Annotated in this window: 24 protein-coding genes and 2 CRISPR repeat arrays (1 of these 26 only partly in view); of the genes, 14 read left to right on the top strand and 10 right to left on the bottom strand. The window is 70.7% G+C overall.

Annotation, left to right across the window (positions count from 1 at the left end; all coding sequences use genetic code 11):
* A CRISPR array of direct repeats spans positions 1-1637; the repeat unit is 29 nt; unit sequence GGGACCATCCCCGCGGGTGCGGGGAGCAG (it extends 285 nt beyond the left edge of the window).
* A 202-nt stretch (positions 1638-1839) separates the two neighbouring features.
* From cas3 to cas2e, 8 genes are all read left to right on the top strand, one after another.
* Complete coding sequence (gene cas3, locus OG782_RS23540) at positions 1840-4782, top strand: CRISPR-associated helicase Cas3' (RefSeq protein WP_406454013.1); 2943 nt, start codon at positions 1840-1842, stop codon at positions 4780-4782.
* Entirely contained in the window at positions 4775-6481 is a 1707-nt protein-coding gene (casA, locus tag OG782_RS23545) for a type I-E CRISPR-associated protein Cse1/CasA (protein ID WP_406454015.1), read from the top strand. Before cas3 ends, casA begins: the two co-directional genes overlap by 8 nt.
* Positions 6478-7137, top strand: a complete 660-nt coding sequence (gene casB / locus OG782_RS23550; RefSeq protein WP_406454017.1) for a type I-E CRISPR-associated protein Cse2/CasB — start codon at positions 6478-6480, stop codon at positions 7135-7137. The genes casA and casB overlap by 4 nt, the downstream gene beginning before the upstream one ends.
* A gap of 244 nt (positions 7138-7381) precedes the next feature.
* The gene (cas7e, locus tag OG782_RS23555) at positions 7382-8599 is read left to right on the top strand and encodes a type I-E CRISPR-associated protein Cas7/Cse4/CasC (RefSeq protein WP_406454018.1); all 1218 of its coding nucleotides are present in this window, start codon (positions 7382-7384) and stop codon (positions 8597-8599) included.
* Positions 8596-9324: a type I-E CRISPR-associated protein Cas5/CasD gene (cas5e, locus tag OG782_RS23560; protein WP_406454020.1), complete on the top strand. Its 729-nt coding sequence runs from the start codon at positions 8596-8598 to the stop codon at positions 9322-9324. The genes cas7e and cas5e overlap by 4 nt, the downstream gene beginning before the upstream one ends.
* A complete protein-coding gene (gene cas6e, locus OG782_RS23565) occupies positions 9324-10100 on the top strand; it encodes a type I-E CRISPR-associated protein Cas6/Cse3/CasE (protein ID WP_406454022.1) in 777 nt (258 codons plus the stop codon). Before cas5e ends, cas6e begins: the two co-directional genes overlap by 1 nt.
* A gap of 4 nt (positions 10101-10104) precedes the next feature.
* On the top strand, positions 10105-11082 hold the full coding sequence (gene cas1e, locus OG782_RS23570; RefSeq protein ID WP_406454024.1) for a type I-E CRISPR-associated endonuclease Cas1e: 978 nt from the start codon (positions 10105-10107) through the stop codon (positions 11080-11082).
* Positions 11079-11438, top strand: coding sequence for a type I-E CRISPR-associated endoribonuclease Cas2e (gene cas2e / locus OG782_RS23575; RefSeq protein ID WP_406454026.1), 360 nt, complete (start codon positions 11079-11081; stop codon positions 11436-11438). Before cas1e ends, cas2e begins: the two co-directional genes overlap by 4 nt.
* 93 nt (positions 11439-11531) lie before the next feature.
* A CRISPR array of direct repeats spans positions 11532-11805; the repeat unit is 29 nt; unit sequence CTGCTCCCCGCACCCGCGGGGATGGTCCC.
* 179 nt (positions 11806-11984) lie between these two features.
* On the opposite strand, the gene OG782_RS23580 is transcribed toward cas2e, so the two are convergent.
* Positions 11985-12746, bottom strand: coding sequence for an alpha/beta hydrolase (locus OG782_RS23580; RefSeq protein WP_406454028.1), 762 nt, complete (start codon positions 12744-12746; stop codon positions 11985-11987).
* Positions 12747-12859: 113 nt separating this feature from the next.
* On the opposite strand from OG782_RS23580, the gene OG782_RS23585 reads away from it, so the two are divergent.
* A complete protein-coding gene (locus OG782_RS23585) occupies positions 12860-14014 on the top strand; it encodes an adenosine deaminase (protein WP_406454030.1) in 1155 nt (384 codons plus the stop codon).
* A 135-nt stretch (positions 14015-14149) separates the two neighbouring features.
* A complete protein-coding gene (locus tag OG782_RS23590) occupies positions 14150-14464 on the top strand; it encodes a hypothetical protein (protein ID WP_406454032.1) in 315 nt (104 codons plus the stop codon).
* A 73-nt stretch (positions 14465-14537) separates the two neighbouring features.
* Here the strand turns inward: OG782_RS23590 and OG782_RS23595 are convergent, their stop codons facing one another.
* The 5 genes from OG782_RS23595 to afsQ1 all read right to left on the bottom strand — a co-directional run bounded on the left by OG782_RS23595 (position 14538) and on the right by afsQ1 (position 18377).
* Positions 14538-14744: a PspC domain-containing protein gene (locus tag OG782_RS23595; protein WP_406454034.1), complete on the bottom strand. Its 207-nt coding sequence runs from the start codon at positions 14742-14744 to the stop codon at positions 14538-14540.
* A 116-nt stretch (positions 14745-14860) separates the two neighbouring features.
* Positions 14861-15466, bottom strand: a complete 606-nt coding sequence (locus OG782_RS23600) for a VanZ family protein (protein WP_406454036.1) — start codon at positions 15464-15466, stop codon at positions 14861-14863.
* A gap of 84 nt (positions 15467-15550) precedes the next feature.
* The gene (locus OG782_RS23605) at positions 15551-16165 is read right to left on the bottom strand and encodes a hypothetical protein (protein ID WP_406454038.1); all 615 of its coding nucleotides are present in this window, start codon (positions 16163-16165) and stop codon (positions 15551-15553) included.
* Complete coding sequence (locus OG782_RS23610; RefSeq protein ID WP_406454039.1) at positions 16165-17703, bottom strand: ATP-binding protein; 1539 nt, start codon at positions 17701-17703, stop codon at positions 16165-16167. The genes OG782_RS23605 and OG782_RS23610 overlap by 1 nt, the downstream gene beginning before the upstream one ends.
* Positions 17700-18377 (bottom strand): two-component system response regulator AfsQ1, encoded by a 678-nt coding sequence (gene afsQ1 / locus OG782_RS23615; protein WP_026249390.1) that lies wholly within the window; start codon positions 18375-18377, stop codon positions 17700-17702. Before afsQ1 ends, OG782_RS23610 begins: the two co-directional genes overlap by 4 nt.
* Before the next feature lie 192 nt (positions 18378-18569).
* On the opposite strand from afsQ1, the gene OG782_RS23620 reads away from it, so the two are divergent.
* Positions 18570-19334, top strand: coding sequence for a SigE family RNA polymerase sigma factor (locus tag OG782_RS23620; RefSeq protein ID WP_406454041.1), 765 nt, complete (start codon positions 18570-18572; stop codon positions 19332-19334).
* A gap of 311 nt (positions 19335-19645) precedes the next feature.
* Here the strand turns inward: OG782_RS23620 and OG782_RS23625 are convergent, their stop codons facing one another.
* Complete coding sequence (locus tag OG782_RS23625) at positions 19646-20362, bottom strand: uridine kinase (RefSeq protein ID WP_406454043.1); 717 nt, start codon at positions 20360-20362, stop codon at positions 19646-19648.
* 75 nt (positions 20363-20437) lie between these two features.
* Between OG782_RS23625 and OG782_RS23630 the strand changes: the two genes are divergently transcribed.
* The gene (locus OG782_RS23630; protein ID WP_406454044.1) at positions 20438-20854 is read left to right on the top strand and encodes a hypothetical protein; all 417 of its coding nucleotides are present in this window, start codon (positions 20438-20440) and stop codon (positions 20852-20854) included.
* Positions 20855-20909: 55 nt separating this feature from the next.
* Here OG782_RS23630 and OG782_RS23635 read toward each other — a convergent pair whose 3' ends face one another.
* Genes OG782_RS23635 through deoC form a run of 3 tightly spaced genes read right to left on the bottom strand, consistent with a single transcriptional unit; the run spans position 20910 to position 24212 of the window.
* Positions 20910-21830 (bottom strand): aldehyde dehydrogenase family protein, encoded by a 921-nt coding sequence (locus OG782_RS23635; protein WP_406454046.1) that lies wholly within the window; start codon positions 21828-21830, stop codon positions 20910-20912.
* A complete protein-coding gene (locus OG782_RS23640; RefSeq protein WP_406454048.1) occupies positions 21823-23259 on the bottom strand; it encodes an aldehyde dehydrogenase family protein in 1437 nt (478 codons plus the stop codon). Before OG782_RS23640 ends, OG782_RS23635 begins: the two co-directional genes overlap by 8 nt.
* A 5-nt stretch (positions 23260-23264) precedes the next feature.
* Complete coding sequence (gene deoC / locus OG782_RS23645) at positions 23265-24212, bottom strand: deoxyribose-phosphate aldolase (RefSeq protein WP_406454050.1); 948 nt, start codon at positions 24210-24212, stop codon at positions 23265-23267.
* Positions 24213-24394: 182 nt separating this feature from the next.
* On the opposite strand from deoC, the gene OG782_RS23650 reads away from it, so the two are divergent.
* On the top strand, positions 24395-25033 hold the full coding sequence (locus OG782_RS23650; RefSeq protein ID WP_406454052.1) for a PH domain-containing protein: 639 nt from the start codon (positions 24395-24397) through the stop codon (positions 25031-25033).
* Between the two features lie 192 nt (positions 25034-25225).
* Complete coding sequence (locus OG782_RS23655; RefSeq protein ID WP_406454054.1) at positions 25226-26548, top strand: cytochrome P450; 1323 nt, start codon at positions 25226-25228, stop codon at positions 26546-26548.
* Positions 26549-26575: the final 27 nt, after the last annotated feature.

Here is a 26575-nt window from a genome sequence, read left to right on the forward strand (position 1 = left end):
CCACCACCTGGACCCCGACCGGGGACCATCCCCGCGGGTGCGGGGAGCAGTTCTGCGCGGCGTGGATGACACCAGCCGCCGCGGGACCATCCCCGCGGGTGCAGGGAGCAGATCGTCGCGTACGGCGTGCTGATGGTGCCGCTGGGACCATCCCCACGGGTGCGGGGAGCAGCACGTGATGTTGCCCGAGGAACATCACGTGATGGGACCATCCCCGCGGGTGCGGGGAGCAGCCGTTCCCGTCCCAACCCATGTCCGTGTCGGAGGGACCATCCCCGCGGGTGCGGGGAGCAGGAAATGGCCGAGACCGGCGGCATGCGCCCCCAGGGACCATCCCCGCGGGTGCGGGGAGCAGACGCCGAAGATTTGGGCGACGACGGCCCGGAAGGGGCCATCCCCGCGGGTGCGGGGAGCAGGAGTACAACGGGCAGACCGGGCCGCTCCGTTGGGGACCATCCCCGCGGGTGCGGGGAGCAGCGGCCCGTGTTCGCCCGCCGCAGCGGCGACCCGGGACCATCCCCGCGGGTGCGGGGAGCAGTCCTTGGGGGAACTCTTCACTGAGCTACAGGTGGGACCATCCCCGCGGGTGCGGGGAGCAGTGCGGTGCCCACGGCCTGGCGGTGTGGCCGTTGGGACCATCCCCGCGGGTGCGGGGAGCAGCTGTGGGACCCGTTCACCGGCCGCGGCACCCAGGGACCATCCCCGCGGGTGCGGGGAGCAGTGGGCGGCGAACAAGTCGGCCGGGGTCCAGCCGGGACCATCCCCGCGGGTGCGGGGAGCAGCACGGCATCACCAGGCAGGCCACCTACTACGGGGGACCATCCCCGCGGGTGCGGGGAGCAGACCGTGCTGTCCGGGCCGACCGTTCTCGGGTGGGGACCATCCCCGCGGGTGCGGGGAGCAGACCGTGCTGTCCGGGCCGACCGTTCTCGGGTGGGGACCATCCCCGCGGGTGCGGGGAGCAGCTGCAGGTCAGCTCCCGTGGTGAGTCCGGTGAGGGACCATCCCCGCGGGTGCGGGGAGCAGGCAGCCAGTTGGTCTCCGCGCGCCTCCGCCTTGGGACCATCCCCGCGGGTGCGGGGAGCAGAAGACCAGCGCGTTCGGGGCTCCCACGAACCCGGGACCATCCCCGCGGGTGCGGGGAGCAGCTCCGTGGTCGGCGTCGCGAGGACGCCGTCCAGGGACCATCCCCGCGGGTGCGGGGAGCAGTGCGCTGTACCAGTAGGAACCGCGGACGACTTGGGACCATCCCCGCGGGTGCGGGGAGCAGTCCACGGGCGCTTCTCCTCGGTGCGGGGGCGTGGGACCATCCCCGCGGGTGCGGGGAGCAGTACCCCAGCGACGCCTACGACGTGATCGGGGGGGGGACCATCCCCGCGGGTGCGGGGAGCAGCAGGTGTACCCGCGCCTGCAGTCGGGGCACCGGGGACCATCCCCGCGGGTGCGGGGAGCAGTCCTCCGTGAAGGGGCGCGTGCTGTCCCAGTCGGGACCATCCCCGCGGGTGCGGGGAGCAGCGCCCAAGCGCCTCTTTCGTCCAGCTGGGAATGGGACCATCCCCGCGGGTGCGGGGAGCAGAGACCGGCCCGGACTGGGCCCCGCTCCGGCACGGGACCATCCCCGCGGGTGCGGGGAGCAGGCTGCGCGACCTGCGGGTTTATGGGGCGGCGGCGTAGTTTTCTGCCACTTTCACAGAGTCCGGCATAGCGGTCAAGTACTCCAAAGTGGACAACAATTCTCGGCACTGTAAAGCGAAAAACCGTACATCATCGTCTCAGGGCCGTGGGTGAATTCGCGAGAACCCACCTCAAACTCCCACGAGTTACCTGTATCCATCTGGCATGACGACTGAGCGAAACGGCCTTTCCGGCCTCAGGGCCGGACTCGCCGGCCCGGCGCTCTCGGTGTGGGCGAAGCACGACAGGGACTCCGAGGGGTGGCTGCCGTTGTGGCGCCATATGGAGGACAGTGCCGCAGTCGCCGGGCTGCTCTGGGACATGTGGTTACCCGCGAACATACGGGAGTTGATCGGCTCGGCGCTGCCCGAAGGGCAGCTGGACGGGCGGCGGGTCGCCGTGTGGCTGGCGGGGGTGCACGACATCGGGAAGGCTACGCCTGCCTTTGCCTGCCAGGTCGATCCGCTCGCGGAGCGCATGCGTGACCAGGGGTTGGACATGCGCTCGGCCAAAGCCATCGGGCCGGACCGCAGGCTCGCGCCGCACGGGCTGGCCGGTCAGGTCGTGCTGGGGGAATGGTTGCAGGAGCGGCACGGCTGGAAGGCGAAGCAGGCCGGCCAGTTCACGGTCGTCGTCGGCGGGCACCACGGGGTGCCGCCTGAGCACAGGCAGATCGCCGCGCTGTACAAGCATGGCCACCTGCTCCGCACACCGGGGCCGAGCCGGTCCGTCTGGCGGCGGGTGCAGGACGAACTCCTCGATGCGTGTGCTGACGAGTACGGCGTACGGGACCGGCTGGACGCGTGGGGTCCGCTACGGCTGCCGCAGACCGTGCAGGTGCTGCTCACCTCGCTCGTGATCGTCGCCGACTGGATTGCCAGCAACGCCGACCTCTTCCCGTACTTTCCGCAGGACGCCTCCCGCAGCAGCGAGGAGCGCGTGGCTGCCGCCTGGCGCGGGCTGGACCTTCCCGCACCGTGGTCCCCGGACGAGCCCGCGGAGGACGCCCAGCAGCTCATCGCCTCTCGCTTCGGCCTCCCGGAGGGGGCGAAGGCGCGGCCTGTGCAGGAGGCTGCCGTCGGACTGGCTCGCTCCATGGGTGAGCCGGGGCTGATGGTGATCGAGGCACCGATGGGGGAGGGAAAGACCGAGGCCGCTCTCGCGGTTGCCGAGATCTTCGCCGCCCGCTCCGGAGCCGGCGGCGTGTTCTTCGCGCTGCCCACCATGGCTACCGGCAACGCCATGTTTCCCCGTCTTCTGGACTGGATCAGGCGGCTCCCTTCCACCCAGGGCGCTGAGCACTCCGTGCTGCTCGCCCACTCGAAGTCCGCACTGAACGAGGACTTCGCCGAGCTGATGCGCGACAGCGGCCAGCGGATCGTGGCCATCGACGTCGACGTCGACGCATCGGACGCACCACACTGGCGTCCCAGCGCCACGACGCACGCCGCTCCCGCCGAGCTCGTCGCGCACGCCTGGCTGCGCGGACGCAAGAAGGCGATGCTTTCGTCGTTCGTCGCGGGAACCATCGACCAACTGCTCTTCGCCGGCCTCAAGAGCCGTCACCTGGCGATGCGCCATCTCGCCGTCGCGGGCAAGGTCGTCGTCATCGACGAGGCGCATGCCTACGACACGTACATGAGCGTCTATCTCGACCGAGTGCTGGCATGGCTCGGCGCCTACCGGGTGCCTGTGGTGGTGCTGTCGGCGACCCTGCCCGCAGGCAGAAGACGTCAGCTGGTCGAGGCCTACGCCGGAAAGGGGGCAGGAGCCGCCGACGCTGTCGCGGCCGTCGAGGCGGTGGGCGAGTCCACCGCCTACCCGCTGCTGACCGCCGCAGGCCATGGCCAACCACCGGTCATGCGGCAGCCCGAGGCATCCGGCCGTGGCACTGACGTCGTCCTCGAACGGATCGACGACAGCATCGGCCTTCTCGTCGGACGGCTCGCCCAGGAGCTGGCCGGCGGCGGCTGCGCACTCGTCGTACGCAACACCGTCAAACGGGTGCTGGAGACCGCGAAGGCACTCAGGGACAAGTTCGGCGACGAGCATGTGACGGTCGCGCACTCGTGCTTCATCGATGTCGACCGGGCGGCGAAGGACGCGGATCTCCTGAAGCGCTTCGGTCCTCCCGGCAAGGCACAAGGCCGTCCGGCGGGTCCGCATATCGTCGTGGCCAGCCAGGTGGCCGAGCAGTCCCTCGATGTCGATTTCGATCTGCTCGTCACCGATCTCTGTCCGGTCGACCTCCTGCTCCAGCGCATGGGGCGCCTCCACAGGCATGAGCGCGGTGAAGCCCAGCAGGACCGCCCCGAGCGGCTGCGCCGCGCACGCTGCCTGGTCACCGGCGTCGACTGGGAGGACGAAGTTCCCGTCCCCGTGCGGGGATCGGTAGCCGTGTACGGCGCGTACGCGCTCCTGCGGTCGGCCGCCGCGCTCCGGCCCCACTTCGAGCAAGGCGGAACTCGTCCCGTACGGCTGCCTGACGACATCAGCCCACTCGTCCAGGACGCGTACGCGGACGGTTCGGCAGGGCCGGAGGGCTGGGCGGATGCCATGGCCGAGGCCCGTGAACGGTACGAGCGGCATCGCGCCGACCAGGCGGAGCGCGCGGCGGTGTTCCGGCTGGGGGAGGCGGGAGCGGCGGGCAGGCCACTGTTCGGGTGGGTTGCGGCCGGGGCGGGCGACGCGGATGACACCCGTGCCGGGCGGGCTCAGGTCCGCGACAGCAGGGAGAGCCTGGAGGTCGTCGTGGTGCAGCAGCGTGCGGATGGTTCGCTGACGACGGTTCCGTGGCTGGCGCCCGACCGTCGTGGCAACCCGCTTGCTGGGCTGGACCTTCCCAGGGATCAGCCGCCGCCCCGGCGGACTGCGCGGGCGGCGGCGAGTTGTGGGCTTCGGCTGCCGATCCAGTTCTCGTACGCCGACGTCATGGACCGTGCCATCGCCGAACTGGAGGAGTTCTACGTTCCGGCCTGGCAGGTGAAGGAGAGTCCCTGGCTCTCCGGCCAGCTGATTCTCGCTCTCGACGAGCATTGTCAGACCCACCTGGCAGGCTTTTCTCTGAGCTACAGCGAGAGCGACGGTCTTGAGGTGACCCGTGTCTGAAGCAGATGAAAAGGCAGCACGCGCGCTGTCGTTCGACCTCACCACGCAGCCCTGGATCCCGGTGCTGCGACAGGACGGCGGTCAGGACGAGCTGTCCGTGCGGCAGGTATTCGAGCAGGCAGACAGCCTGCGGCGGATTGTCGGGGACTTACCCACGCAGGAGTTCGCACTGGTGCGGCTCCTGCTCGCTGTGGCGCACGACGCCCTCGACGGACCGCGGGACGTCGAACACTGGGCGGAGCTGTGGGCCGATGCCGACTGCTTCGCGCCGGTGGGGGCCTACCTCGATGAACACCGCGACCGGTTCGGCCTCTTCGATGACCGTACGCCGTTCTTCCAGGTCGCCGGGCTGTGCACGGCGAAGGGGGAGGTCTTCTCCCTCAACCGCATCGTGGCCGATGTCCCCAATGGGGCTCCATTCTTCAGTTCACGGATGCCGGCCGCCGAGCGGCTCACGTACGCGGAGGCCGCGCGCTGGGTCGTCCACGCGCACGCGTACGACACCTCCGGCATCAAGACCGGCGTCGAGGGCGACGACCGAGTCAAGGGCGGTCGGGTCTACCCGCTCGGGGTCGGCTGGGCCGGCAACCTCGGAGGTGTCTTCGCGGAGGGGCACACCCTGCGGGAGACGCTGCTGCTCAACCTGGTGGCGCCGTCGGACACTCCAGGACTGAGCGAGTGGGAGGGCGGCGACGACCGCCCCGCCTGGCGGCGCGAGCCGTGCGGGCCGGGCGCGGGGCCGACGCGCCGGCCCACGGGCGTACGCGACCTCTACACCTGGCAGTCCCGACGTCTTCTCCTGCACGCGGACGGCGACGGCGTGCACGGCGTGGTTCTCGGCTACGGAGATTCCCTCACCGCCCGCAACAAGCACGGCTGTGAGCCGATGACCGCCTGGCGACGCAGCAAGGCCCAGGAGAAGAAACACGGCGAGCCGATCGTCTACATGCCCCGCGAGCACGACCCCACCCGCGCCGCATGGAGGGGGATCGCCTCCCTCATCGCCGACCGGAGCGAAGCGGTGCAGGGTGCGGAAGCCGCGCCCCATCTGCCGCCCGGAATCTTCGAATGGATTTCCCGGCTGGTGACGGACGATGAGCTGGAGCAGGGATTCCTGGTCAGGGGCCGGATCATCGGCGCCCAGTACGGGACACAGCAGTCGGTCATCGACGAGGTCATCGACGACCACGTGTCCATGTCGGTGGTCCTGCTCCACCAGGGAAAGCGTGAGTTCGCCCAGCAGGCGATCAGCGCTGTCACCGACGCCGACGAGGCCGTCAACGTTCTCGGTGACCTTGCCACGAACATCGCCCGCGCCGCCGGAACCGAGAGCGAAGGACCCCGGGCCGTGGCTCGCGATTCCGGATTTGCCGTGCTCGGCACCCACTACCGGGCCTGGCTCGCCTCCCTCGACGGCAGCGGAGACCCGTACGAACTGCGGGCCGAATGGCAGCAACGAGTGCGCCGGACCGTGGGCCGCCTCGGCGACCGGCTCATCGACCAGGCCGGGGACATCGCCTGGCAGGGCCGGACCGTCGTGGAAAAGAACGGCACGGAGTGGCTCAACTCCAGCCTTGCCGACAAGTGGTTCCGCTACCGCCTGGACAAGTGCCTGGGCCACCCTCGCCTTTCCGGTCAGTCGTCGGACGCGGGCAGCGCTCCGGCAGCCGCCGAGACCGCCACGAAGGGGCACGCATGACGACAACGACCGCTCCGCCCACGCCCCGCCTGCGCGTCGAAAGGCTCGCCGGTGAACGCATCTCCGCATTCCAACGGGGCTACTTGGCCGGCGAGCCGAGCGCCGTGGCGGCTCTCGCCAGACTCCGCCGGGGTGCCGGCCAGGACGCGGGAAGCCTTCCCGACCTCTGGAGCCTCGTCGACATCTCACCGCTGCACGAACCGTGTGAGGGCGCCCGTGATCTGACTGAGAGGGAACTCGTCCGAGCGGAAGACGCGCTTCACACGGCTCTCACCCTGTGGGCGCTGCACCAGCAGTCCCGACGTGAAGCAGGGATGCACCAGCGGAACAGCCGCGGGAAGCCTCGCGGGGTAGGCGCCGCCGTACGCCGCATGATGAACATGCTGAAGCCGGGAGAGATCGACGAGCCGTTGCGCAAGCGGCTGGTCAGAGTCGGGACGGCACCGGACCTGCCGACTCTCGCGCAGCGTCTGCGGGACATCGTCCTACTGCTGCGCCGCGAGCAGTTCCCGCTCGACTACGCACTGCTCGCCGGACAGCTCTACGAATGGCAGAGGCCGGGCGGCCCCGACGGCATGCGCCGTGAATGGGGACGGTCGTTCCACGCCTGGCACGAGAAGGAGCAGAGCGGCGAGGTCCCGAACGCCGAGGGCTGAGCCCCCGGCGAGCCGTAGGCGGGGGCACCCGGCCCGGCGACGGACGACCGCTCTGCACCCGGACCGCGAGCCCGAGCCGTAGGCGGGGGCACCCGGCCCGGCGACGGACGACCGCTCTGCACCCGGACCGCGAGCACAGACACAACCACCGAACTGACGTTGGCGCCACTGACACCGGCGATCCCGACGCATGCGCTGCTGACACCGGCGCCGCCGACACCAGCCAGAAGGACAAGGACGCCTCGTGAACCGCTTCTATCTCGATGTGCACGCCCTGCAGACCGTTCCGCCGAGCAACCTGAACCGGGACGACACCGGCTCACCGAAGTCATCGGTGTACGGGGGAGTGCCGAGGGCCCGTGTCTCAAGTCAGTCGTGGAAGAAGGCCACCCGGGACTATTTCAGGACTGAGAACCTCCTCGATCCGAGCGAACTGGGTGTGCGTACCAAGAAGGTCGTCGAGGTGGTGGCCGAGCGCATCCGCACATACGACTCCTCCGTGACGGAGGCTGACGCGCTGGATCTGGCGGCCGAAGTCATCGTCGCCACAGGGCTCAAGATCGAGGTACCCAAGCCCAAGAAGGCGACGAAGGCAGCGGCCGACGGGAGCGCGAGCGAGGAGGAGAAGAAGGAGCCGGTGGCGCAGGCCAAGTATCTGGTGTTCCTCAGTACACGCCAGCTCGACGGACTGGCCCGTCTGGCTGTCGCGGGAGCGCCCGACATCAAGGCGTTCCTGAAGGACAAGGACAACAAGTCCAAGGCCAAGCAGATCGCCGATACGCGTCACTCGGTGGACATCGCTCTGTTCGGCCGTATGGTCGCGGACGATGCCGATTTCAACGTCGACGCGGCTGTCCAGGTGGCCCACGCCATCAGCGTCCACCGCGTCGACATCGAGTCCGACTACTTCACGGCCGTCGACGACCACAACAAGGACTCCGAGCCGGGGGCCGGAATGATCGGCACCGTCGACTTCAACTCTGCGACGCTCTACCGCTATGCAGCCCTCGGCGTCCATCAGCTGGCGGCCAACCTCGGGGAAGGGCTGCGCGAGGACGAGTCGAGCACCACGCCGGTGCGCCGCGCTGTCGAAGCGTTCGTTCAGGGCTTCGTCGAGTCCCTGCCCACCGGAAAGATCAACACGTTCGGCCACCACACGCTCCCCGACGCCGTCGTCGTCAAGCTCCGGACCACTCGTCCCATCAGCTTTGTCGCCGCATTCGAAGAGCCGGTCCGCGGCAATCTCGGCGGCCATGTGTCCGAGGCGTCCGCGCGCCTGGCGGAGTACATTCCCGACATCGAGCGGGCATACGGAGACGAGGGCTCCACCCTCACGTGGGTGCTCCGCGTCGGCCCGAACACCCAGAAGCTTGCGGGCATCGGGACGGAGTCGGTCAGTATCACCGAACTCGTCACCTCGGTGGGCCAGGCAGTCGCCGAGCGCCTGGAGAAGCCCGCATGAGCGTGCTGACCCTTCGGCTGGCGGGCCCCCTGCAGTCCTGGGGGTCCTCTGCCCGCTTCACCCGCCGTACGACCGATTCCGCGCCGACCAAGAGTGGCGTGATCGGTCTGCTCGCGGCGGCTGCGGGCATCGAACGGAGCGACGACGAGGCACTGGCAGTCCTCGGGGCCTTGCGCTTCGGCGTCCGCATCGACCAACCCGGCACCCGCATCAGGGACTTCCAGACCGCCCACCACGGTGTCACCGGCGCTTCCATGCCGCTCTCCGAACGCTTCTACCTGGCCGACGCGGTCTTCGTCGCCGCCCTCGCAGGTGAGACCGGCGTCCTGGCCGGTCTGCACGCCGCACTACGGGCTCCTGTCTACCCGCCGTTCCTCGGCCGGCGCTCCTGCCCGCCGGCGCAGCCGGTGGAGCTCGCGCTCCACGACGGGGATTCCCTCCACCAAGCCCTCGCGGACGAGCCGTGGCAGGCCGCGCCCTGGTACCGCCGCCGGCACAGGCGCGAGGCCGTGGTGTCGCTGACCGTCCTGCGCGAGGCCGACGAGGACGAGCACGACGCGGACTTCCAGAACGACCAGCCCCTCAGTTTCGCGGCTGAGCACCGCCGGCACGCTCTGCGCACCGTGGTCAGCAGGACGGTGGACATTCCCCACCCGGACACCGCGCGCCGACGGGCCGAGCTGCCCCGGCACGATCCGATGGATGCCCTGGAGGCGAGCGCCTGATGTTCCTGACCCGATTCCGTATGAACACAGCACGCCCGGGCGCCCGCCGCCTGCTCTCGTCGCCCCAGGTGCTTCACGCGGCCGTCATGGCATCGTTCCCGGCGCTCCTGCCCACGGACACAGCCACCGCCTCGCCCGATGGGCCGCGAGTGCTGTGGCGTCTCGACCAGAACGCGCGGGCGGAGGTGCTGCTCTACGTGGTGAGCCCGGACAAGCCCGATCTGACCCACCTGGTGGAGCAGGCGGGCTGGCCCGCCGCTGCTGCGGACCCGCAGACGCCCGGCTGGCAGACCCGTCCCTACGGTCCACTCCTCGACCGCTTGGCCGAGGGCCAGCAGTGGGCGTTCCGGCTGACGGCGAATCCCGTCCATCACATCCGGCGCAAGGCGGACGAACCGCGCAAGCGCACCGCGCACCTGACCCCTGTGCATCAGACGGCATGGCTCATCGACCGCCAGCAGCGCGGTGGATTCCGAGTGGTCGAGAAGTCGCGCGGTGAGCGCCTGCTGCCGAGCGGGACCACGTACAACGACCACGAGCACCACGGAGACCGTTACGAACTGACCGTCGGTGACCGGCGGGCGCTGGCTTTCGACAAGTCCCGCGGTGAGGGTGGGCGGGGAAGCCGCGTCAGCCTGGTGACGGTTACTTTCGACGGCCGTCTGGAAGTCACTGACCCCGGCGCGATGCGTCGCACCCTCACGCAGGGGATCGGCAAGGCGAAGGCGTACGGCTGCGGCCTGCTGACGCTGGCGCCGCTTGCCGGAAGGGCATGAACCGGTGGCATCGGTCTCCCGGCGCAACGCTCTCACCCCGCGGCAGCTCACCCGCACCGGCGAACGGCTGTCCTTCATCTACCTGGAGCGCTGCACGGTGCACCGGGACGCCAATGCGATCACGGCCGAGGACGCGGAAGGTACGACGCACATACCCTCGGCAACGATCGGCACCCTGCTCCTGGGACCCGGAACCAGGATCACGCACCAGGCGATGAGCGTCCTCGGAGAAACCGGAGCCGCGGTCGCCTGGGTCGGGGAGCAGGGTGTGCGCTACTACGCGGGCGGCCGTGCTTTGACGCGCTCGTCGGCGCTTGCGGAGGCCCAAGCGGTCCAGTGGGCGAACGTCCGCACCCGCCTGTCCGTCGCCCGCGCGATGTACCGGCTGCGCTTTCCTGACGTGGACCCCGAGGGCCTCACCCGAAAAGGCCTCCTCGGTTGCGAGGGCCGCCGCGTCAAGGACTGCTACCGGGCCGAGGCGGCCCGCACCGGCATCCGATGGCGAGGCCGCAAGTACATCCCAGGGGACTTCGCCGCCGGCGACGCGGTCAATCAGGCCATCACCGCAGCCGCCCAATGCATGTACGGCGTTGCCCATGCCGTGGTGTCATCCCTCGGGTGCAGTCCCGCCCTGGGCTTCGTCCACTCCGGCCACGAGCTGTCCTTCGTCCTCGACATCGCCGACCTGTACAAGACGGAGATCGGTATCCCTCTGGCCTTCGACGTAGCGGCGGAGAGCGACGAGGACGTGGCCTCCCGTACCCGGAGGGCACTGCGTGATCGCATCAACGAGACCTCGCTCCTGAATCGTTGCGTGGACGACATCAAGCAGCTGCTGCTTCAGGGCGACATGGGCGAGGCCACCTCCGGGGACCGGGACGTTGTCACGCTCCAGAGTGACGGCGGACGCGCGGTCGCGGCAGGCCGGAATTACGGTGACACGGTCGCGGGGACGGGCGAGAGCGAGGAGATGCTCTGGTGACGGTAATCGTGCTCACCAACTGCCCTGCCGGCCTGCGTGGGTTCCTCACACGCTGGCTGCTCGAGATCTCCGCAGGCGTGTTCATCGGAAACCCGTCGGCGAGGATTCGTGACGTCCTGTGGGACGAAGTCCAGCAGTACGCGGACCAGGGCCGCGCGCTGCTCGCCCACACGACCAACAACGAACAGGGCTGCACCTTCCGCACGCACGACCACAAATGGCACCCGATCGACCACGAGGGACTGACTCTGATCCGCCGCCCGGGTGAGGGCGCGGGGCGGAATGAGACATCCTCCGGCGGCGCGAAGCCTGGCTGGAGCAAGGCGTCGAAGAGGCGTCGGTTCGGCAGGGGTTGAATGCTGCTATTGGGAGCTTTTCGTGGAATGACGGATTCGGTGAAAGTGGCGTGGAACGGCCGAGTCTCACCGTATAACCGCAGGTCGCGAAGCCTGCTCCCCGCACCCGCGGGGATGGTCCCCCGGGAAGGTGCGGGTCCTGCTGATGGCGATCTCTGCTCCCCGCACCCGCGGGGATGGTCCCTGATCGGGCAGCGGGCAAACGGCACCGTCCTGCTGCTCCCCGCACCCGCGGGGATGGTCCCATGCTGCGCCGGTCCGCGGATTCCATCTGGCGCTGCTCCCCGCACCCGCGGGGATGGTCCCGACCCACACGCCCGGTTCGGGGGCGAGGGGGTCTGCTCCCCGCACCCGCGGGGATGTTCCCGTCACCGCGGGCTGATCGGCGCGTACCGTCCCACCGCCCGGTCAGCCCCTGCTTCGGCCCAACCGGCCGCGTCGGGGTGTACACAGCCCGCGTGGGCGAGGCGCCAGGTCCCTCCACCCCGGCACGACGCTGGCTGGGCGCCACGTCCGCCGCCCGAACCGCCTCACCCCCGAACCCCCTCACCCCCGCAACGACTTCCCGAACCCCGCCGCCAGCGGCATCCGCAGTCCCAGGGGTGGCGGGGCCGCCAGGGCGTCGGTGACCGGGCGGGCGTAGGCCCGGTCGAAGAGGGAGCCGCGGATGAAGTCCGCTGCCAGGGCGGTGACTTCGGCGTGGTGCTGGCGCAGGGAGTGGCCGTCCGAGTGGACCTCGAAGCGGCAGGTGTTGCGGTTGGACTTCTTGGCGCGTTCGGCGAGGCGGAAGGAGAGTTCGGGGTCGCAGCGGGCGTCGTTGGTGCCGTGGACCAGCAGGACCTGACGGCCGACCAGGTGCTTCACCGGTTCCGGTTCGGCCGATGGGTCGCCGGGGAGCCAGGGGGCCATCGCCAGGACCGCGCCGACCGCAGGGTGGCCGCCGGCGCGGAGGGCCGCGCGGCCGCCCATGCCGTGGCCGGCCAGACAGACGGGGACGTCGCCGTAGCGGCGTACGACCTCGTCCACGGCCCATTCCGCGTCCGCCGCGAGCTGCGCGTCCGTCGTGTTCCAGCCGCGGCAGCGGTAGTGGACGACATGCGCGGCGAGGCCGTCGTCCTGGCCGGCGCGGGCCAGGGAGCGGGCCAGCGGGAGCTGGAGGGCGTACGAGAGGGGGGAGGGGCGGCGGTACGAGTAGGGCTCGCCGTCCGGGAGCAGCAGGACCACGCCGCTGACCGCGGTTGATGCTCCGGCCGTCCTGACGGCCCGTCCCAGCCTCGCAGCAGGCAGGGGTAGTGCGCGCTGTGCCATGACGTAACAGTGTCAGAAGGGCAGGTGTACGCCACCCGTATTCGCGGTCTCTGTTACGTATCGGAGAGCCGTGCCCAGCGGCGCTCTACGCGCGTAGGCGCTACAGTGCGTGGATGATGAGCCCGACCCTCAATGTGCCCGGCCAGGACCAGATCCGGCGTGCCCCCAAGGTCCTTCTCCACGACCACCTCGACGGCGGCCTGCGCCCCGGGACGATCGTCGACCTCGCCGCCGCGAACGGATACGACGGACTTCCGGAGACCGACCCCGACAAGCTCGGCATCTGGTTCCGCGAGGCCGCGGACTCCGGTTCGCTGGAGCGGTATCTGGAGACGTTCGCCCACACCTGCGCCGTCATGCAGACCCGCGACGCGCTCGTCAGGGTGGCCGCCGAGTGTGCCGAGGACCTGGCCGCCGACGGCGTCGTGTACGCCGAGATCCGGTACGCGCCCGAGCAGCACCTGGAAGCCGGGCTGAGCCTCGAAGAGGTCGTCGAGGCGGTCAACGAGGGCTTCCGTGAGGGCGAGCTGCGCGCCCGGCGGGACGGGAACCGGATCCGGGTGGGCGCCCTGCTCACCGCGATGCGGCACGCCGCCCGTTCGCTGGAGATCGCCGAACTCGCCAACCGCTACCGCGGCCAGGGCGTCGTCGGCTTCGACATCGCGGGCGCCGAGGCGGGCTTCCCGCCCACCCGGCACCTGGACGCGTTCGAGTACCTCAAGCGCGAGAACAACCACTTCACCATCCACGCCGGTGAGGCCTTCGGCCTGCCGTCGATCTGGCAGGCCATCCAGTGGTGCGGCGCCGACCGGCTCGGCCACGGCGTCCGCATCATCGACGACATCGAGGTCGCCGAGGACGGCAGTGTGAAGCTCGGGCGCCTCGCCTCCTACGTACGCGACAAGCGCATCCCGCTGGAGCTCTGCCCGACCTCCAATCTGCAGACCGGGGCCGCCTCCTCGTACGCCGAGCACCCCATCGGGCTGCTGCGCAAGCTCCACTTCCGGGCCACCGTGAACACGGACAACCGGCTGATGAGCGGGACGAGCATGAGCCAGGAATTCGAGAAGCTGACCGAGACATTCGGATACACGCTCGATGACATGCAGTGGTTCACAGTCAATGCGATGAAATCAGCATTCATTCCTTTCGATGAACGTCTGGCGATGATCAATGACGTCATCAAGCCCGGATACGCGGAGCTGAAGTCCGAATGGCTCTTCGAGCAGACCGCTGCGACCAGCGTGTCTACCTCGGTTTCCGGCTGACCGGCGACCCGGAGGGAAACGGCCGGGAGGGCAAATCCCGGCCGTTTTCCGTGTTTCCGGATGTTTGCGGGACGGGCCGCGGGCTGACTACGTTGCAGAGCCGCTCACATCCCCTTCCCCAAGGATGAAATTCACATGAAGCAGTCTGCTGCCAGGACTCTCGGCGTCGCCGCTCTCGGTGCCGCTTTCGCCGCTGCCGCCGCCGGTACCGCATCGGCCTCCGCGCTGCCGCTGGACACCGCGACCGGCGCCCTGCCCGTCGCCGGCGCCCTGGCGAACGCCACGTCGACCCTGCCGGTCCAGGACACCGCCACCGATCTCCTCGGCACCAGCCAGGCGAAGGTCCTCGACCAGGCCACCACGCCCGTCAAGGGCCTCCTCGGCGGGATGCCCGCCGGCGGTCTGACGACCAGTGGCCTCTCGGCCAACGGTCTGCCGCTCGGCCGCTGAGTTCCGGCTCCACCACATGCCTGTGGGCGGGCACCCGGACCGGGTGCCCGCCCACAGGCATGTGTGCGGGGAACTACCAGGCGGTGGCGGCGGACGACGCCTTCTCCTGCGGAAGCAGCAGCCACAGCGCCAGGTAGAGCAGGAACTGCGGGCCCGGCAGCAGGCACGAGACCAGGAAGATGACCCGCATGGTTCCCGCGGAGGTGCCGAAGCGCCGTGCCAGCGCTGCGCACACTCCGCCGATCATGCGTCCGTCTCGGGGGCGGGCAAGTGCGGCCATGGTGGGCTCCTTCGCGAACCGTTGCGGAGGGAGCAGCCGTGCGCTCCCCGGGGGAGCAGTCCGTTGTGCTCCCGATGCATCCATGGTGGCTCGCCGAACGGGGGCAAAGCGTCGCTCTACGGGGCGATGCCGACCCCGGAAATCGTCGGGGTCGATCCCTGAGGGGTCGACCCCTGAGAGGTCTCGTGCCCGGCCCGGGGCAGCCGGCGGACCCGCTGCTGCTTGCTGCGCCGCAGGCGCGCCCTGCACGCGGGTACGACCACCACGTGGGCGAGGGCGACGCCGATGGTGTTCAGGATCATCGAGTCGACGTCGACGACCTGGCCCGGCACCCCGGTCTGGCCCAGTTCGATGGCCAGCGAGATCAGCGACCCGGCCGCCACCGTCCGGGCCAGCGAGGACCACGGCGAGACGAACAGCCGGCCGCCGGCCATCGGGAGCAGCACCCCCAGGGGTGCCAGCAGCAGAAGTCCCTCGCCGATCCGGCGGGCGGCGACGGCCGGGCCGAGGGACAGATCGGCCTTGATGCCGGCGAACGGGGAGAGGTTGGCGGCGGTCATCCACGGCACGTCCAGCGGGCGCAGAGTCAGCCACCCGACGAGCAGAAGATGCGCGAGGAGGAGGAACACTCCGACCGCGCGGAAGCGGATGACGGCTTGGCCGCCCGAACCTTGACGCACGTCCCCCAAGACGCGGGCAGCGGCAGGATCGGTTCCGCGCATGCCGCGGATACCTGCTTCATGGTGCGGGAGGGAAGGGGGGAGACGGGAGGGGCGTGCGGAGCAGGGGGCGTGGCGGTGGCGGTCTCAGTGCTGCCCGATCGCGCCGTGCGTCGGTACTGCCTTCGGGCTGGCCTTCGTCTCCGCGGTGCACAGGTAGCCGCGCGGTGCGTAGTCCCCGGGGCCGCCGAGCGTCACCGTGCCCCGGACGACGAGTGAATCGCTCTCCGCGAACGTACAGACGATCTGGGCCAGTGCCTCGGACGGCAGGTCCTCCGGCTGTTCGCTGAGCCGCAGCCCGCCCTTCGGGTCGCCTGGGCGGGGGCCGGAGACCCGAAGCGTCGCGGGGACGTCCGTGGAGAAGCCCGCCTGCTGCTCGGCGCTCGGGGGCTCCTGCCGCAGTTCGTCCAGGAGTGCGCCGGCGATCAGGATCCGGTCGGTCGTCGCCTCCTGGACCCGCACCGCACGGTCCACGGTGACCAGTTGGGAGGCGCAGACCAGATAGACCTGTACGGGGATGCCCTTCGTCGCCTGCGTCGTGATGTCCTCGGCGGGCATCGCGCACGGCACCCGGGACGGGGCGGGGCCGGCGTCGACCGGTACCGATGTGGTCCGGATCCCGCAGCCCGTGGCCAGTACGGCACAGAGTGCGGCACCGGCCACGGCCGCGGCGGGGCGGCGGCCCCGGCGTTCGCTGCGCATCACGTCGCGTCGTCCTCCTGGTCCGGGATCTGTGCGTCGCGACCCTCGGTGGTGCTGTTCAGCGCCTCGGCGTCACGCGGCAGCCGCAGGACGAACACCGCGCCGTCGCCGTCCGGCGAGTTCGCGGCGGTGATGTCACCGCCGTGGATGTGCGCGTTCTCCATGGCGATCGAGAGCCCGAGTCCGCTGCCCTCGGAGCGCGGCCGGGAGGCGCTGGCCTTGTAGAAGCGGTCGAACACGTGCGGCAGCACGTCCTCGGGGATGCCCGGTCCGTGGTCGCGCACCTCGATGACGAGTTCGTCGCCCTCGGTGCGTACCGCGACCCGTACCGGCGAACCGCCGTGCTTCAGCGCGTTGCCGATCAGATTGGCCAGGATCACGTCGAGCCGACGCGGATCGAGGCGGACCATCATGCCGCGCTCGGCGTCCAGGTCCACCGCGTCCAGCCAGGCGCGGGCGTCGATGCAGGCGGTCACCTGGTCGGCGACGTCGACGGTGTCCAGGACGAGACGGGCCGTGCCCGCGTCGAAGCGGGTGACCTCCATCAGGTTCTCCACCAGGTCGTTGAGGCGCCGGGTCTCGCTGACCACCAGATGCACGGCGGGCGCGATCATCGGATCGAGGCTGTCGGCCTCGTCCTCCAGCACCTCGGCGACCGCGGTGATCGCGGTGAGCGGGGTGCGCAGTTCGTGCGACATGTCGGCGACGAAGCGGCGGCTGGACTCCTCCCGCGCGCTCATGTCCGCGACCTTCTTCTCCAGGGAGCTCGCCGTCTTGTTGAACGTACGGGAGAGATCGGCCAGTTCATCGGTGCCGGACACCACGAGCCGGGTGTCGAGTTCGCCCTCGCCGAGCTTGCGGGCGGCGTCACCGAGCCGCTGCACGGGGCGCAGCACCGTCGTCGCCGCGGCCTGGGCGAGGAGGGCGGAGCCGACCAGGGCGAGCGCCGTCGCGATCCCCAGCGACCAGGCCAGGGAGCTCAGATCCTGCCGTTCCTGGTCCAGTGACTTGAGCATGTACCCGGTCGGGCCACCGCCGATGATCTTCGTGCCGGCGACGAGGTACGGGGTGCCGCGGATCGAGGTGCGCTGCCAGAACAGGTGGTACTGGTACTTGTTGCCCGCCTTGACCGGCTGCTTCTTGTCGACCTGCTTCTGCAGCGACAGCGGTACGTTGCTGCGGGTGAAGGTGTCCAGGTCGGAATTGCCGACGATGGGCTTGCCCGGGTCGCGTTCGTCGATCAGCAGGACGCTGTAGCCGGGGCTGCTGCTCGCCATCTGCACGGCGGCGGTCTGCAGGTCCTCCCGGGTCGGGCGCAGCGGCAGCGACGCCGCCCGGGTCTGCATCTCCTGGCGGAAGTCCCCGAGCGCGGAGTCCTGCGTACGGGTCAGCACGGCCTCGCGGTTCAGCCAGTACGCGATCCCGGACGCGGACACCGCGGCGGTCAGCGCGACCAGCGCGAACACCACGACGAGCCGCAGCCGCAGGCTGGTCCAGCGGAGCCCGGAGAGCAGGCTCCGCCGCACAGCCGTACTCACTGCGGCGAGTCCAGCCGGTATCCCACACCCCGCACGGTACGGATCAGGGTCGGCGAGGACGGTACGTCCTCCACCTTGGCGCGCAGCCGCTGGACACAGGCGTCCACCAGCCGGGAGTCACCGAGATAGTCGTGCTCCCAGACCAGGCGCAGCAGCTGCTGCCGCGACAGGGCCTGGCCCGGCCGGCGGCTCAGCTCGAGCAGGAGCCGCAGCTCGGTCGGCGTGAGCTGCAGGTCCTCCCCGTCCTTGGTGACGGTCATGGCGGAGCGGTCGATCACCACGTTGCCGAAGGTCGCGGAGTCCGTGGACTCGCGCTCGCCGCGGCGCAGCACCGCGCGGATGCGGGCGTCGAGCACCCGCCCCTGCACGGGTTTCACCACATAGTCGTCGGCGCCGGACTCCAGTCCGACGACGACGTCGATGTCGTCGCTCCGTGCGGTCAGCAGAATGATCGGCAGCTGGTCGGTGCGCCGGATGCGCCGGCACACCTCGAAACCGTCGATCCCGGGCAGCATCACATCCAGCACGACCAGGTCGGGCCGCTGCTCGCGCAGCAGGTTGAGGCCGTCCTCTCCCGTCGCCGCGGTGGCCACACGGTGGCCCTGGCGTGACAGCGAGAGTTCGAGGGCCGTGCGGATGGCGTCGTCGTCCTCGATCAGCAACAGGAAAGGCACGTTGGTCATTCTGACCCATGGGGGAGCCCTAGTTCGACAGTTGGTCCCCTCTTATGCATCCGGGACCCCCGGATCGTGTCGTCGCCGGGCCCTGTGACAGGTCTGTGACAGTCGGCGGACAGCGCCATGAAACTGCCCCGGCAAGCTCGTTGACACAAGGAACGGACGGACTCCACCGACGGGGGGCGCGAGATGAACGCAACTCACAGCATCACCGCAAGCGCAGTTGTCACGCGTCTCCATGACGTCGGCAGGACCACCGAGAAGTCCGGCGCCGCACTGAACGGACGGGGGTGCGTTCGAGGCGCCGGGCGTCAGCACCCGTCGTACATGACGGTGGTCGACGCTCCTCCCGTGGCAACGGGTGGGGTCAACGGGGGAAGCACGTACGGGGAGGTCACGGGGGAGCGGAAGGCCCCGGCGCAGGACGAGGACGCCGAAGCGGCGTTCACGGCCTACGTCCGGGAGCGCCGCGCCTCCCTGTACGCCACCGCCTATCACCTGACCGGTGACCGGTTCGAGGCCGAGGATCTGCTGCAGAGCGCCCTCTTCTCCACGTACCGGGCATGGGACCGGATCAGCGACAAGGCGGCGGTCGGCGGCTATCTGCGCCGGACCATGACCAATCTGCACATCAGCGCCTGGCGCAGGCGCAAGCTGAACGAATACCCGACCGAGGAGCTGCCGGAGACGGCGGGCGACACGGACGCGATGCGCGGTACGGAGCTGCGCGCCGTGCTCTGGCAGGCGCTGGCGCGACTGCCCGAGACGCAGCGCACGATGCTGGTCCTGCGCTACTACGAGGGCCGCACGGACCCGGAGATCGCGTCCATCCTCGACATCAGTGTCGGCACGGTGAAGTCCAGCATCTGGCGGTCGCTCCGCCGGCTGCGCGAGGACGATGTCCTCAGCTTCGGCCGTGACGAGGAGGAGTCCTTCGGCGAGCTGGTGGCCTGAGGCAACGGGGGAAACGGCTGTCGCTTCGGGGGAGGCGGCGGTGTACGGGGGAAACGGGCCGTCGCCTCGGGGGAGGCGGCGGTGTACGGGGGAAACGGCTGTCGCTTCGGGGGAAGCGGCGGTGTACGGGGGAAACGGGCCGTCGCCTCGGGGGAGGCGGCGGTTTACGGGGATAGCTGTGGGGCCGGACGGGCCGGGGGGTCCTGTCCGGCCCCACAGTGCGTTCCGGGGCGCCTGAGCGCCGTACAGGAGCCGCCAGGGCCTCTTGTGCACACCGGCCCAGGGGTACTGCCGCCCCCGTGCCCCGCTCCTCAGTCGCGGGAGAGGCTCGACCTCGCAGGCGCGGGCGTGCGGCACCGGCCCGCCGCGGCGGCGGCCAGCCGTCCCAGCGCCTCGTCCTTGCCGCAGGGGTACGCGCCCAGTTCGGCCTGGCGCGCCACGATCCGGCGCTCCGCCCGCATCAGCCGCCAGCCCCGCCGCAGCAGGAACGGCACCGACTTGCGGCCCTCGCGCAGATCCCGCAGCAGCCGGCGGCGGAACGTCGTCGTCGGGCGCCCGCGCAGGCACAGGGCGTCCGCCAGGAGCCCCAGCGACTGGCACCGCTCGACTATGTCCGCGGCGAAGATCCCCTCGGCCACGAACAGCGGGGTGCGCTCGATGTGGAGGGCCTCGTGCCCGCTGCGGGAACTGGTGGAGATGTCGTACACCGGAACGTCGGTGCGCCCGGTGCGGCACAGTTCGGAGATCGCGGCGACGGCGGCGTCGGCGTCCCAGGACCGTACGGAGTCCCAGTCGATGTCCGTACTGCCGGTGACGAGCGGCAGCGTGGGGTCGCCCGCCTCCTTGTAGAAGTCGTCGAGCCGCAGCACCGGAAGGCCGGTGCGGGCGGCAAGGGAGGACTTGCCGGAGCCGGAGGGGCCCGCCAGGAGGACGACGCGGGTCGAAAGCGCATGGGAACTCACAGGACACGAGTGTGAGGCATTGACCCGCGCAGGGGATCCCCCGGAGGTCCTGTTGGTATCCAGCATCACACCTCAACTACGCTGTGCACCCAGACGATTACTCGATTGACGGTTCGACCGGCTCGATCAGGTGGGAAATCCATGGCACGTCACGCACTTTCCAAGTCCCGTCGCCGCGCTCTGCTGCGGGCAGGCCTGACCGTCACCGCGGTCGGTGCCGCGCTCGGCGCGGGGGGTGCGGTGGCTCAGGCCGCACCGCTGCCCCTGGCGCCTGCGGCGGGCGCCGACAGCAGCATCGGCGAGGCCGGCGACGCCGCCGTCTCCGGCGCGGCGGGGGCGCTCGGCCACTCGCTCGACAGCGGTCTCGCCCCCGTGACGCATCTGCGGCTCGACCCGCTGGCCGGCACGGGCGTGGACCCGCTGGACAACGCGGTGGGGACCCAGATCGCCGACTTCAAGCCGGTCTCCACCGCCGCCCTCACCGACCCGGTGACCAGCGGCGGCGCTCTGAAGGACCTGCCCGTGGTGGGCCAGGTCGCCGGGCTGCTGCACGGCTGACACGGAAGCGGCCCGCGCCCGGGATTCCGGGGCGCGGGCCGCCGCTGTGTGCGCGTCAGTACGAGGAGCCCGACACGCCCAGCGCACCCGTCGGGTGCCAGACCGTCTTGGTCTCCAGGAACGCCGTCAGCCGGCGGGTCCCCGGATCGGCCGACCAGTCGACGCCGTCACCGGAAGCGGCGCCGTCCACAGCCTGTGGACGCAGGACGCGCTTGAGGTTGTCGGCCGCGGCGATCTCCAGCTCCCTGGAGAGATCCGCGTCGGCCCCCGTGAGGTCGATGCCGTTCACGTCCTGGTGGGAGGCGAGCGGCGTGGCGATCTCCGCCGTCCTTCCCGACAGGATGTTGACCACACCGCCCGGCAGGTCCGAGGTGGCCAGCACCTCGCCCAGCGACAGCGCGGGCAGCGGGGCGTCGGCCGAGGCGATGACGACCACGGTGTTGCCGGTCGCGATCACCGGGGCGACCACCGAGACCAGGCCCAGGAACGACGACTCCTGCGGGGCCAGGACCGTCACCACCCCGGTGGGCTCGGGGGTGGACAGGTTGAAGAACGGCCCCGCGACCGGGTTCGCGCCGCCCACGACCTGGGCGATCTTGTCGGTCCAGCCCGCGTACCAGACCCAGCGGTCGACCGCCGCGTCGACGACGGCCGCGGCCTTGGACTTCGACAGCCCCTCGGCCTCCGCCACCTCCCGGACGAACTGCTCCCGGCGGCCCTCCAGCATCTCGGCGACGCGGTAGAGGATCTGGCCGCGGTTGTACGCGGTCGCGCCCGACCAGCCGCCGAACGCCTTGCGGGCGGCCACGACGGCGTCACGCGCGTCCTTGCGGGAGGAGTGGGGCGCGTTCGCCAGCCACTTGCCCTTGGAGTCCGTCACCTCGTACACCCGGCCGCTCTCGGAGCGGGGGAACTTGCCCCCTACGTACAGCTTGTAGGTCTTGAAGACGCTCAGTCGGTCACTGCGCTCAGACATCGAGGTACGCCTCCAGGCCGTGACGGCCGCCTTCGCGGCCGAAGCCCGACTCCTTGTAACCGCCGAACGGCGAGGTCGGGTCGAACTTGTTGAACGTGTTGGCCCAGACGACGCCCGCCCGGAGCTTGTTCGCCACCGCGAGGATGCGGGAGCCCTTCTCCGTCCAGATGCCGGCCGAGAGGCCGTACTGGCTGTTGTTGGCCTTGGCGACCGCCTCGTCCGGCGTACGGAACGACAGCACCGACAGCACCGGGCCGAAGATCTCGTCGCGGGCGACGGTGTGCGCCTGGGTGACGCCGGTGAACAGCGTCGGTGCGAACCAGTAGCCGGCGGAGGGGAGTTCGCACGGGGCCGACCAGCGGTCCGCGCCCTCCGCCTCACCGGTCTCGACGAGCGCGGTGATCCGGGAGAGCTGCTCCGCGGAGTTGATCGCGCCGATGTCGGTGTTCTTGTCCAGCGGGTCGCCGAGGCGCAGCGTGGACAGCCGGCGCTTGAGGGAGTCCAGCAGCTCCTCCTCGACCGACTCCTGCACGAGGAGACGAGAACCCGCGCAGCAGACCTGGCCCTGGTTGAAGAAGATGCCGGTGACGATGCCCTCGACGGCCTGGTCGATCGGGGCGTCGTCGAAGACGATGTTGGCGCCCTTGCCGCCCAGCTCCAGGGTGGCCTTCTTGCCCGTGCCGGCGATCTGGCGCGCGATGGCCTTGCCGACGGCGGTCGATCCGGTGAAGGCGATCTTGTTGACGTCCGGGTGTTCGACGAGGGCCGAGCCCGCGTCCCCGTATCCCGTCAGGATGTTGACGACGCCCCTGGGCAGGCCCGCCTGGCGGCAGATGTCCGCGAAGAAGAGCGCGGAGAGCGGGGTCGTCTCGGCGGGCTTGAGCACCACCGTGTTGCCGGTGGCCAGCGCCGGGGCGATCTTCCACGCGAGCATCAGGAGCGGGAAGTTCCACGGGATGATCTGGCCGGCCACGCCGAGCGGGCGCGGGTTCGCGCCGTAGCCCGCGTGGTCCAGCTTGTCGGCCCAGCCCGCGTAGTAGAAGAAGTGCGCCGCCACCAGCGGGAGGTCCGCGTCGCGCGTCTCCTTGATCGGCTTTCCGTTGTCCAGGGTCTCCAGGACGGCGAGCTCGCGGGAGCGCTCCTGGATGATCCGGGCGATCCGGAACAGGTACTTCGCGCGCTCGGAGCCGGGCAGCGCCGACCACTTCTCGAACGCCCGGCGGGCCGCCTTCACGGCCCGGTCCACGTCCGCGGAGCCTGCCCGCGCGACCTCGGAGAGGACTTCCTCGGACGACGGGCTGACCGTCTTGAAGACCTGGCCGTCGGCGGCGTCGGTGAACTCACCGTCGATGAACAGGCCGTACGAGGGGGCGATGTCGACGACGGAACGGGATTCCGGCGCCGGTGCGTACTCGAATGCAGATGCCATGGGAATCAGTCCACCGTCACGTAATCGGGGCCGGAGTAACGGCCGGTGCTGAGCTTCTGGCGCTGCATCAGCAGGTCGTTCAGCAGGCTGGAGGCGCCGAAGCGGAACCAGTGGTTGTCCAGCCAGTCCTCGCCCGCCGTCTCGTTGACCAGGACCAGGAACTTGATCGCGTCCTTGGAGGTGCGGATGCCGCCGGCCGGCTTCACGCCGATCTGGACGCCGGTCTGCGCACGGAAGTCGCGCACCGCCTCCAGCATCAGCAGGGTGTTCGCGGGTGTGGCGTTGACCGCGACCTTGCCGGTCGAGGTCTTGATGAAGTCGGCGCCGGCCAGCATCCCGAGCCAGGAGGCCCGCCGGATGTTGTCGTACGTGGACAGCTCGCCGGTCTCGAAGATCACCTTCAGGCGTGCGGAGCCGCACTCGGCCTTCACGGCCAGGATCTCCTCGTACACCTTCAGATAGCGGCCGGAGAGGAACGCGCCCCGGTCGATCACCATGTCGATCTCGTCGGCCCCGGCGGCCACGGCGTCGCGGACGTCCGCGAGCTTCACGTCGAGTGCGGCGCGCCCGGCGGGGAAGGCCGTCGCGACGGACGCCACCTTCACACCTGAGCCGGCCAGCGCGGCGACCGCGGTCGCCGCCATGTCGGGGTAGACGCAGACCGCCGCGGTGCGCGGGGCCGTGCGGTCGGTGGGATCGGGATGAACGGCCTTGGCGGCGAGAGCCCGGACCTTGCCCGGGGTGTCCGCGCCTTCCAGCGTCGTCAGGTCGATCATCGAAATGGCGAGGTCGATGGCGTACGCCTTGGCCGTCGTCTTGATCGAACGGGTTCCGAGCGAGGCGGCGCGCGCTTCGAGGCCGACGGCGTCGACGCCGGGCAGCCCGTGCAGGAAGCGGCGCAGCGCACTGTCGGACGCCGTCGCGTCGGCGAATGCAGGTGCAGTGGTGGGCATGGTCACCAGGGGAGCATATCTACGCGCGTAGCGGCCTGTACAGGGGCCCAGGTCCGGCGCGCATCGCGCGGCGCGGCGCGAGCGGGGCGCGCCTGCGCCCGGAACCGGCCCCGCCGCCCTCCGTACGCGTGTCCGGGCGGCCGCCCCCGCGTCCGCCGCGTCCGTCAGGCAGAATCGGGCTCATGACGAGCCCCACGCCCCCCTCCGAGCACACCTACGCCGACCGGACCTTCCGGTCGCCCGCCGGGCTGGTCGGGGGCGCCCTGCTGCTCCTGCTCATCTGCTGGATCGCCGGCGACGCCGCGATCCGGGGCGAGGGCCGGGTGCCGTGGCTGGCGCTGGCCGGGCTGCTGGCCGTGGTGCCGCTGGTGATCGCCTTCACCCTGCGCCCCGTGGTGTCCGCCAGCGACGAGCGCATCCGGATCCGCAACCCGTTCCGGACGATCACGCTGCCGTGGACCGACGTCGCCGACGTGCGGGCCGGGTACTCGAGCGAGCTGTTCACCCAGGACGGTACGAAGTACCAGCTCTGGGCGGTGCCGGTGTCGCTGCGGCAGCGCAAGAAGGTCGCCCGGCAGCAGTCCCGCCAGTCGATGGACGACCCGTACCGCAGGACCGCCGTGACCGCCGACGTGCGCGACAAGAAGGCACGCGTGGCACCCGCGGACCAGACCGTGGTGGACCTGCGCGAACTGGCCGAACGCGCAGGCGACAAGCCCGTGGCGGGCGGCACCACCGCGTCGGTGCGCTGGGCCTACGAGATCATCGCGCCGGCCGTGGTGGGTGCGGTGCTGCTGGTGGTCCTGGGCGCGACCGGCTGAGAGGGCGAGGGTTCCCGGGGGACCGCTGTTCCCGGCGGGCCGGAACACCCGGATGCGCCGCCGGCATGCGGCCGCCCCGGGCGCGTGTCTGAATGATCGGGTGCGCGGCCGGGCGAGCCGTCCGGCGTCGCGCCGTCCGTGCGGCGGCTCGCGCACGCTTCCGGCATCCCCCCACCTCAGGCGGTCATCACCATGGACTTCCTCGCCGCGTACGACGCGGTCCCCGAGACCGACGCACCGCGACGGATCGGGCTGCTCCGCCGGGCGACGGCCACCGACCGGGCCGGGCTCTTCAGGGAACTGCGTGCGGCCCGCCCCGTGTTCCCCACCCCGCTCGGCGTCTTCGTCACCCGGCATCCCGACGTACTGGAGGTGCTGTCCGCCCCGGAGACCTTCACGGCCGGCGTCTTCGGGCCCGTCCTCGAAGAGGTGCTGGGGGCCCCGTTCATCCTCGCCCGGGACGGCGCCGACGTGCACTGGCGCGAGCGCGGGTACGGGCAGCTGGTCCTGGCTCCCGAGGACGCGCCCCGGGTGCGCGCCCTCACCGCCTCGCTCGCCGACGCCGCTCTCGACGCGGCCGTGGCGGGTGCCGCGGAGCGCGGGAGCGCCACGTTCGACCTGATCCAGGACTACGCCTGCCTGGCGGCGGCCCGGGTCGCCGTCGAGTACCTGGGCTTCACGGGCATCCCCGAGGAGACGCTGCACACCGACTCGCGCCTGATGCAGTGGGCGTTCGCGGCCAACCAGGGCCGGGACCCGGACGTCCACGCGGCCGGGACCGCCGCGGGCAAGGAGATGCACGACCTGGTGGCCGCCCTCATCGCCCGGCGCCGGGCCGAGTCCGGCCGCCCGGACGGGACGGACGGAACGGGACGGACGGACGGCCCCGACGACGTCCTCGGACGGATGCTGCGCACCCGGCTGCCCGACGAGTTCGGCTTCGACGACGAGCGGATCAACGCCAACCTGGTCGGCTATCTCACCGGGTACCAGCAGAACGCCACCCAGTGCGCGGCCACCGCGCTCAAGGAACTGGCGCTCCGGCCCGAGGTACTGGCCGAGGCCGAGCGGGCCGCGGCCGACCCCGACCCCGCACGCTTCGACGCGTACGTCTGGGAGGCACTGCGCTTCCACCCGTTCGTGCCGGCCACCCCCCGGCTGTGCGTACGTGAGCACGTCCTCGCGGCGGGAACACCGCGGCAGACCAGGATTCCCGCGGGAACCCCCGTCGTGGCCTGGATGTACTCGGCGATGTTCGACGAGGACGTGATCGAGGCGCCCGCCGAGTTCCGCACGGGACGGCCGCCTTCGCACAACCTCGTCCTCGGGTACGGCGCCCACGAGTGCGTGGGCAAGTACGCGGCGTCCGTGATCGTGCCCGAGCTGGTGCGGCGGGTGCTGCTGCGCCCCGGCGTCCGGCCGCCCGCCGGAGCCGAACAGGCGATGGACTACGCCGGTACGCCCTACCCGCAGCACTACGCGGTGGCGGCCGGTCCGGACTCCGGCGAACGCTGATCCGGCCCGCCCGCACCCGCGGCCATC

Source organism: Streptomyces sp. NBC_00876 (assembly GCF_045207435.1).
In the GTDB taxonomy this organism is placed as follows: Bacteria; Actinomycetota; Actinomycetes; order Streptomycetales; family Streptomycetaceae; genus Streptomyces.

What these genes read in the sequence shown, in the direction of transcription:
- cas3 (WP_406454013.1), top strand. Translation starts at nt 1,840, where the DNA reads ATGACGACTGAGCGAAACGGCCTTTCCGGCCTCAGGGCCGGACTCGCC.
- casB (WP_406454017.1), top strand. Translation starts at nt 6,478, where the DNA reads ATGACGACAACGACCGCTCCGCCCACGCCCCGCCTGCGCGTCGAAAGG.
- cas5e (WP_406454020.1), top strand. Translation starts at nt 8,596, where the DNA reads ATGAGCGTGCTGACCCTTCGGCTGGCGGGCCCCCTGCAGTCCTGGGGG.
- cas6e (WP_406454022.1), top strand. Translation starts at nt 9,324, where the DNA reads ATGTTCCTGACCCGATTCCGTATGAACACAGCACGCCCGGGCGCCCGC.
- OG782_RS23580 (WP_406454028.1), bottom strand. Translation starts at nt 12,746, where the DNA reads ATGGCACAGCGCGCACTACCCCTGCCTGCTGCGAGGCTGGGACGGGCC.
- OG782_RS23585 (WP_406454030.1), top strand. Translation starts at nt 12,860, where the DNA reads ATGATGAGCCCGACCCTCAATGTGCCCGGCCAGGACCAGATCCGGCGT.
- OG782_RS23590 (WP_406454032.1), top strand. Translation starts at nt 14,150, where the DNA reads ATGAAGCAGTCTGCTGCCAGGACTCTCGGCGTCGCCGCTCTCGGTGCC.
- OG782_RS23595 (WP_406454034.1), bottom strand. Translation starts at nt 14,744, where the DNA reads ATGGCCGCACTTGCCCGCCCCCGAGACGGACGCATGATCGGCGGAGTG.
- OG782_RS23600 (WP_406454036.1), bottom strand. Translation starts at nt 15,466, where the DNA reads ATGCGCGGAACCGATCCTGCCGCTGCCCGCGTCTTGGGGGACGTGCGT.
- OG782_RS23605 (WP_406454038.1), bottom strand. Translation starts at nt 16,165, where the DNA reads ATGCGCAGCGAACGCCGGGGCCGCCGCCCCGCCGCGGCCGTGGCCGGT.
- OG782_RS23620 (WP_406454041.1), top strand. Translation starts at nt 18,570, where the DNA reads ATGAACGCAACTCACAGCATCACCGCAAGCGCAGTTGTCACGCGTCTC.
- OG782_RS23625 (WP_406454043.1), bottom strand. Translation starts at nt 20,362, where the DNA reads ATGCTGGATACCAACAGGACCTCCGGGGGATCCCCTGCGCGGGTCAAT.
- OG782_RS23630 (WP_406454044.1), top strand. Translation starts at nt 20,438, where the DNA reads ATGGCACGTCACGCACTTTCCAAGTCCCGTCGCCGCGCTCTGCTGCGG.
- OG782_RS23635 (WP_406454046.1), bottom strand. Translation starts at nt 21,830, where the DNA reads ATGTCTGAGCGCAGTGACCGACTGAGCGTCTTCAAGACCTACAAGCTG.
- OG782_RS23640 (WP_406454048.1), bottom strand. Translation starts at nt 23,259, where the DNA reads ATGGCATCTGCATTCGAGTACGCACCGGCGCCGGAATCCCGTTCCGTC.
- deoC (WP_406454050.1), bottom strand. Translation starts at nt 24,212, where the DNA reads ATGCCCACCACTGCACCTGCATTCGCCGACGCGACGGCGTCCGACAGT.
- OG782_RS23650 (WP_406454052.1), top strand. Translation starts at nt 24,395, where the DNA reads ATGACGAGCCCCACGCCCCCCTCCGAGCACACCTACGCCGACCGGACC.
- OG782_RS23655 (WP_406454054.1), top strand. Translation starts at nt 25,226, where the DNA reads ATGGACTTCCTCGCCGCGTACGACGCGGTCCCCGAGACCGACGCACCG.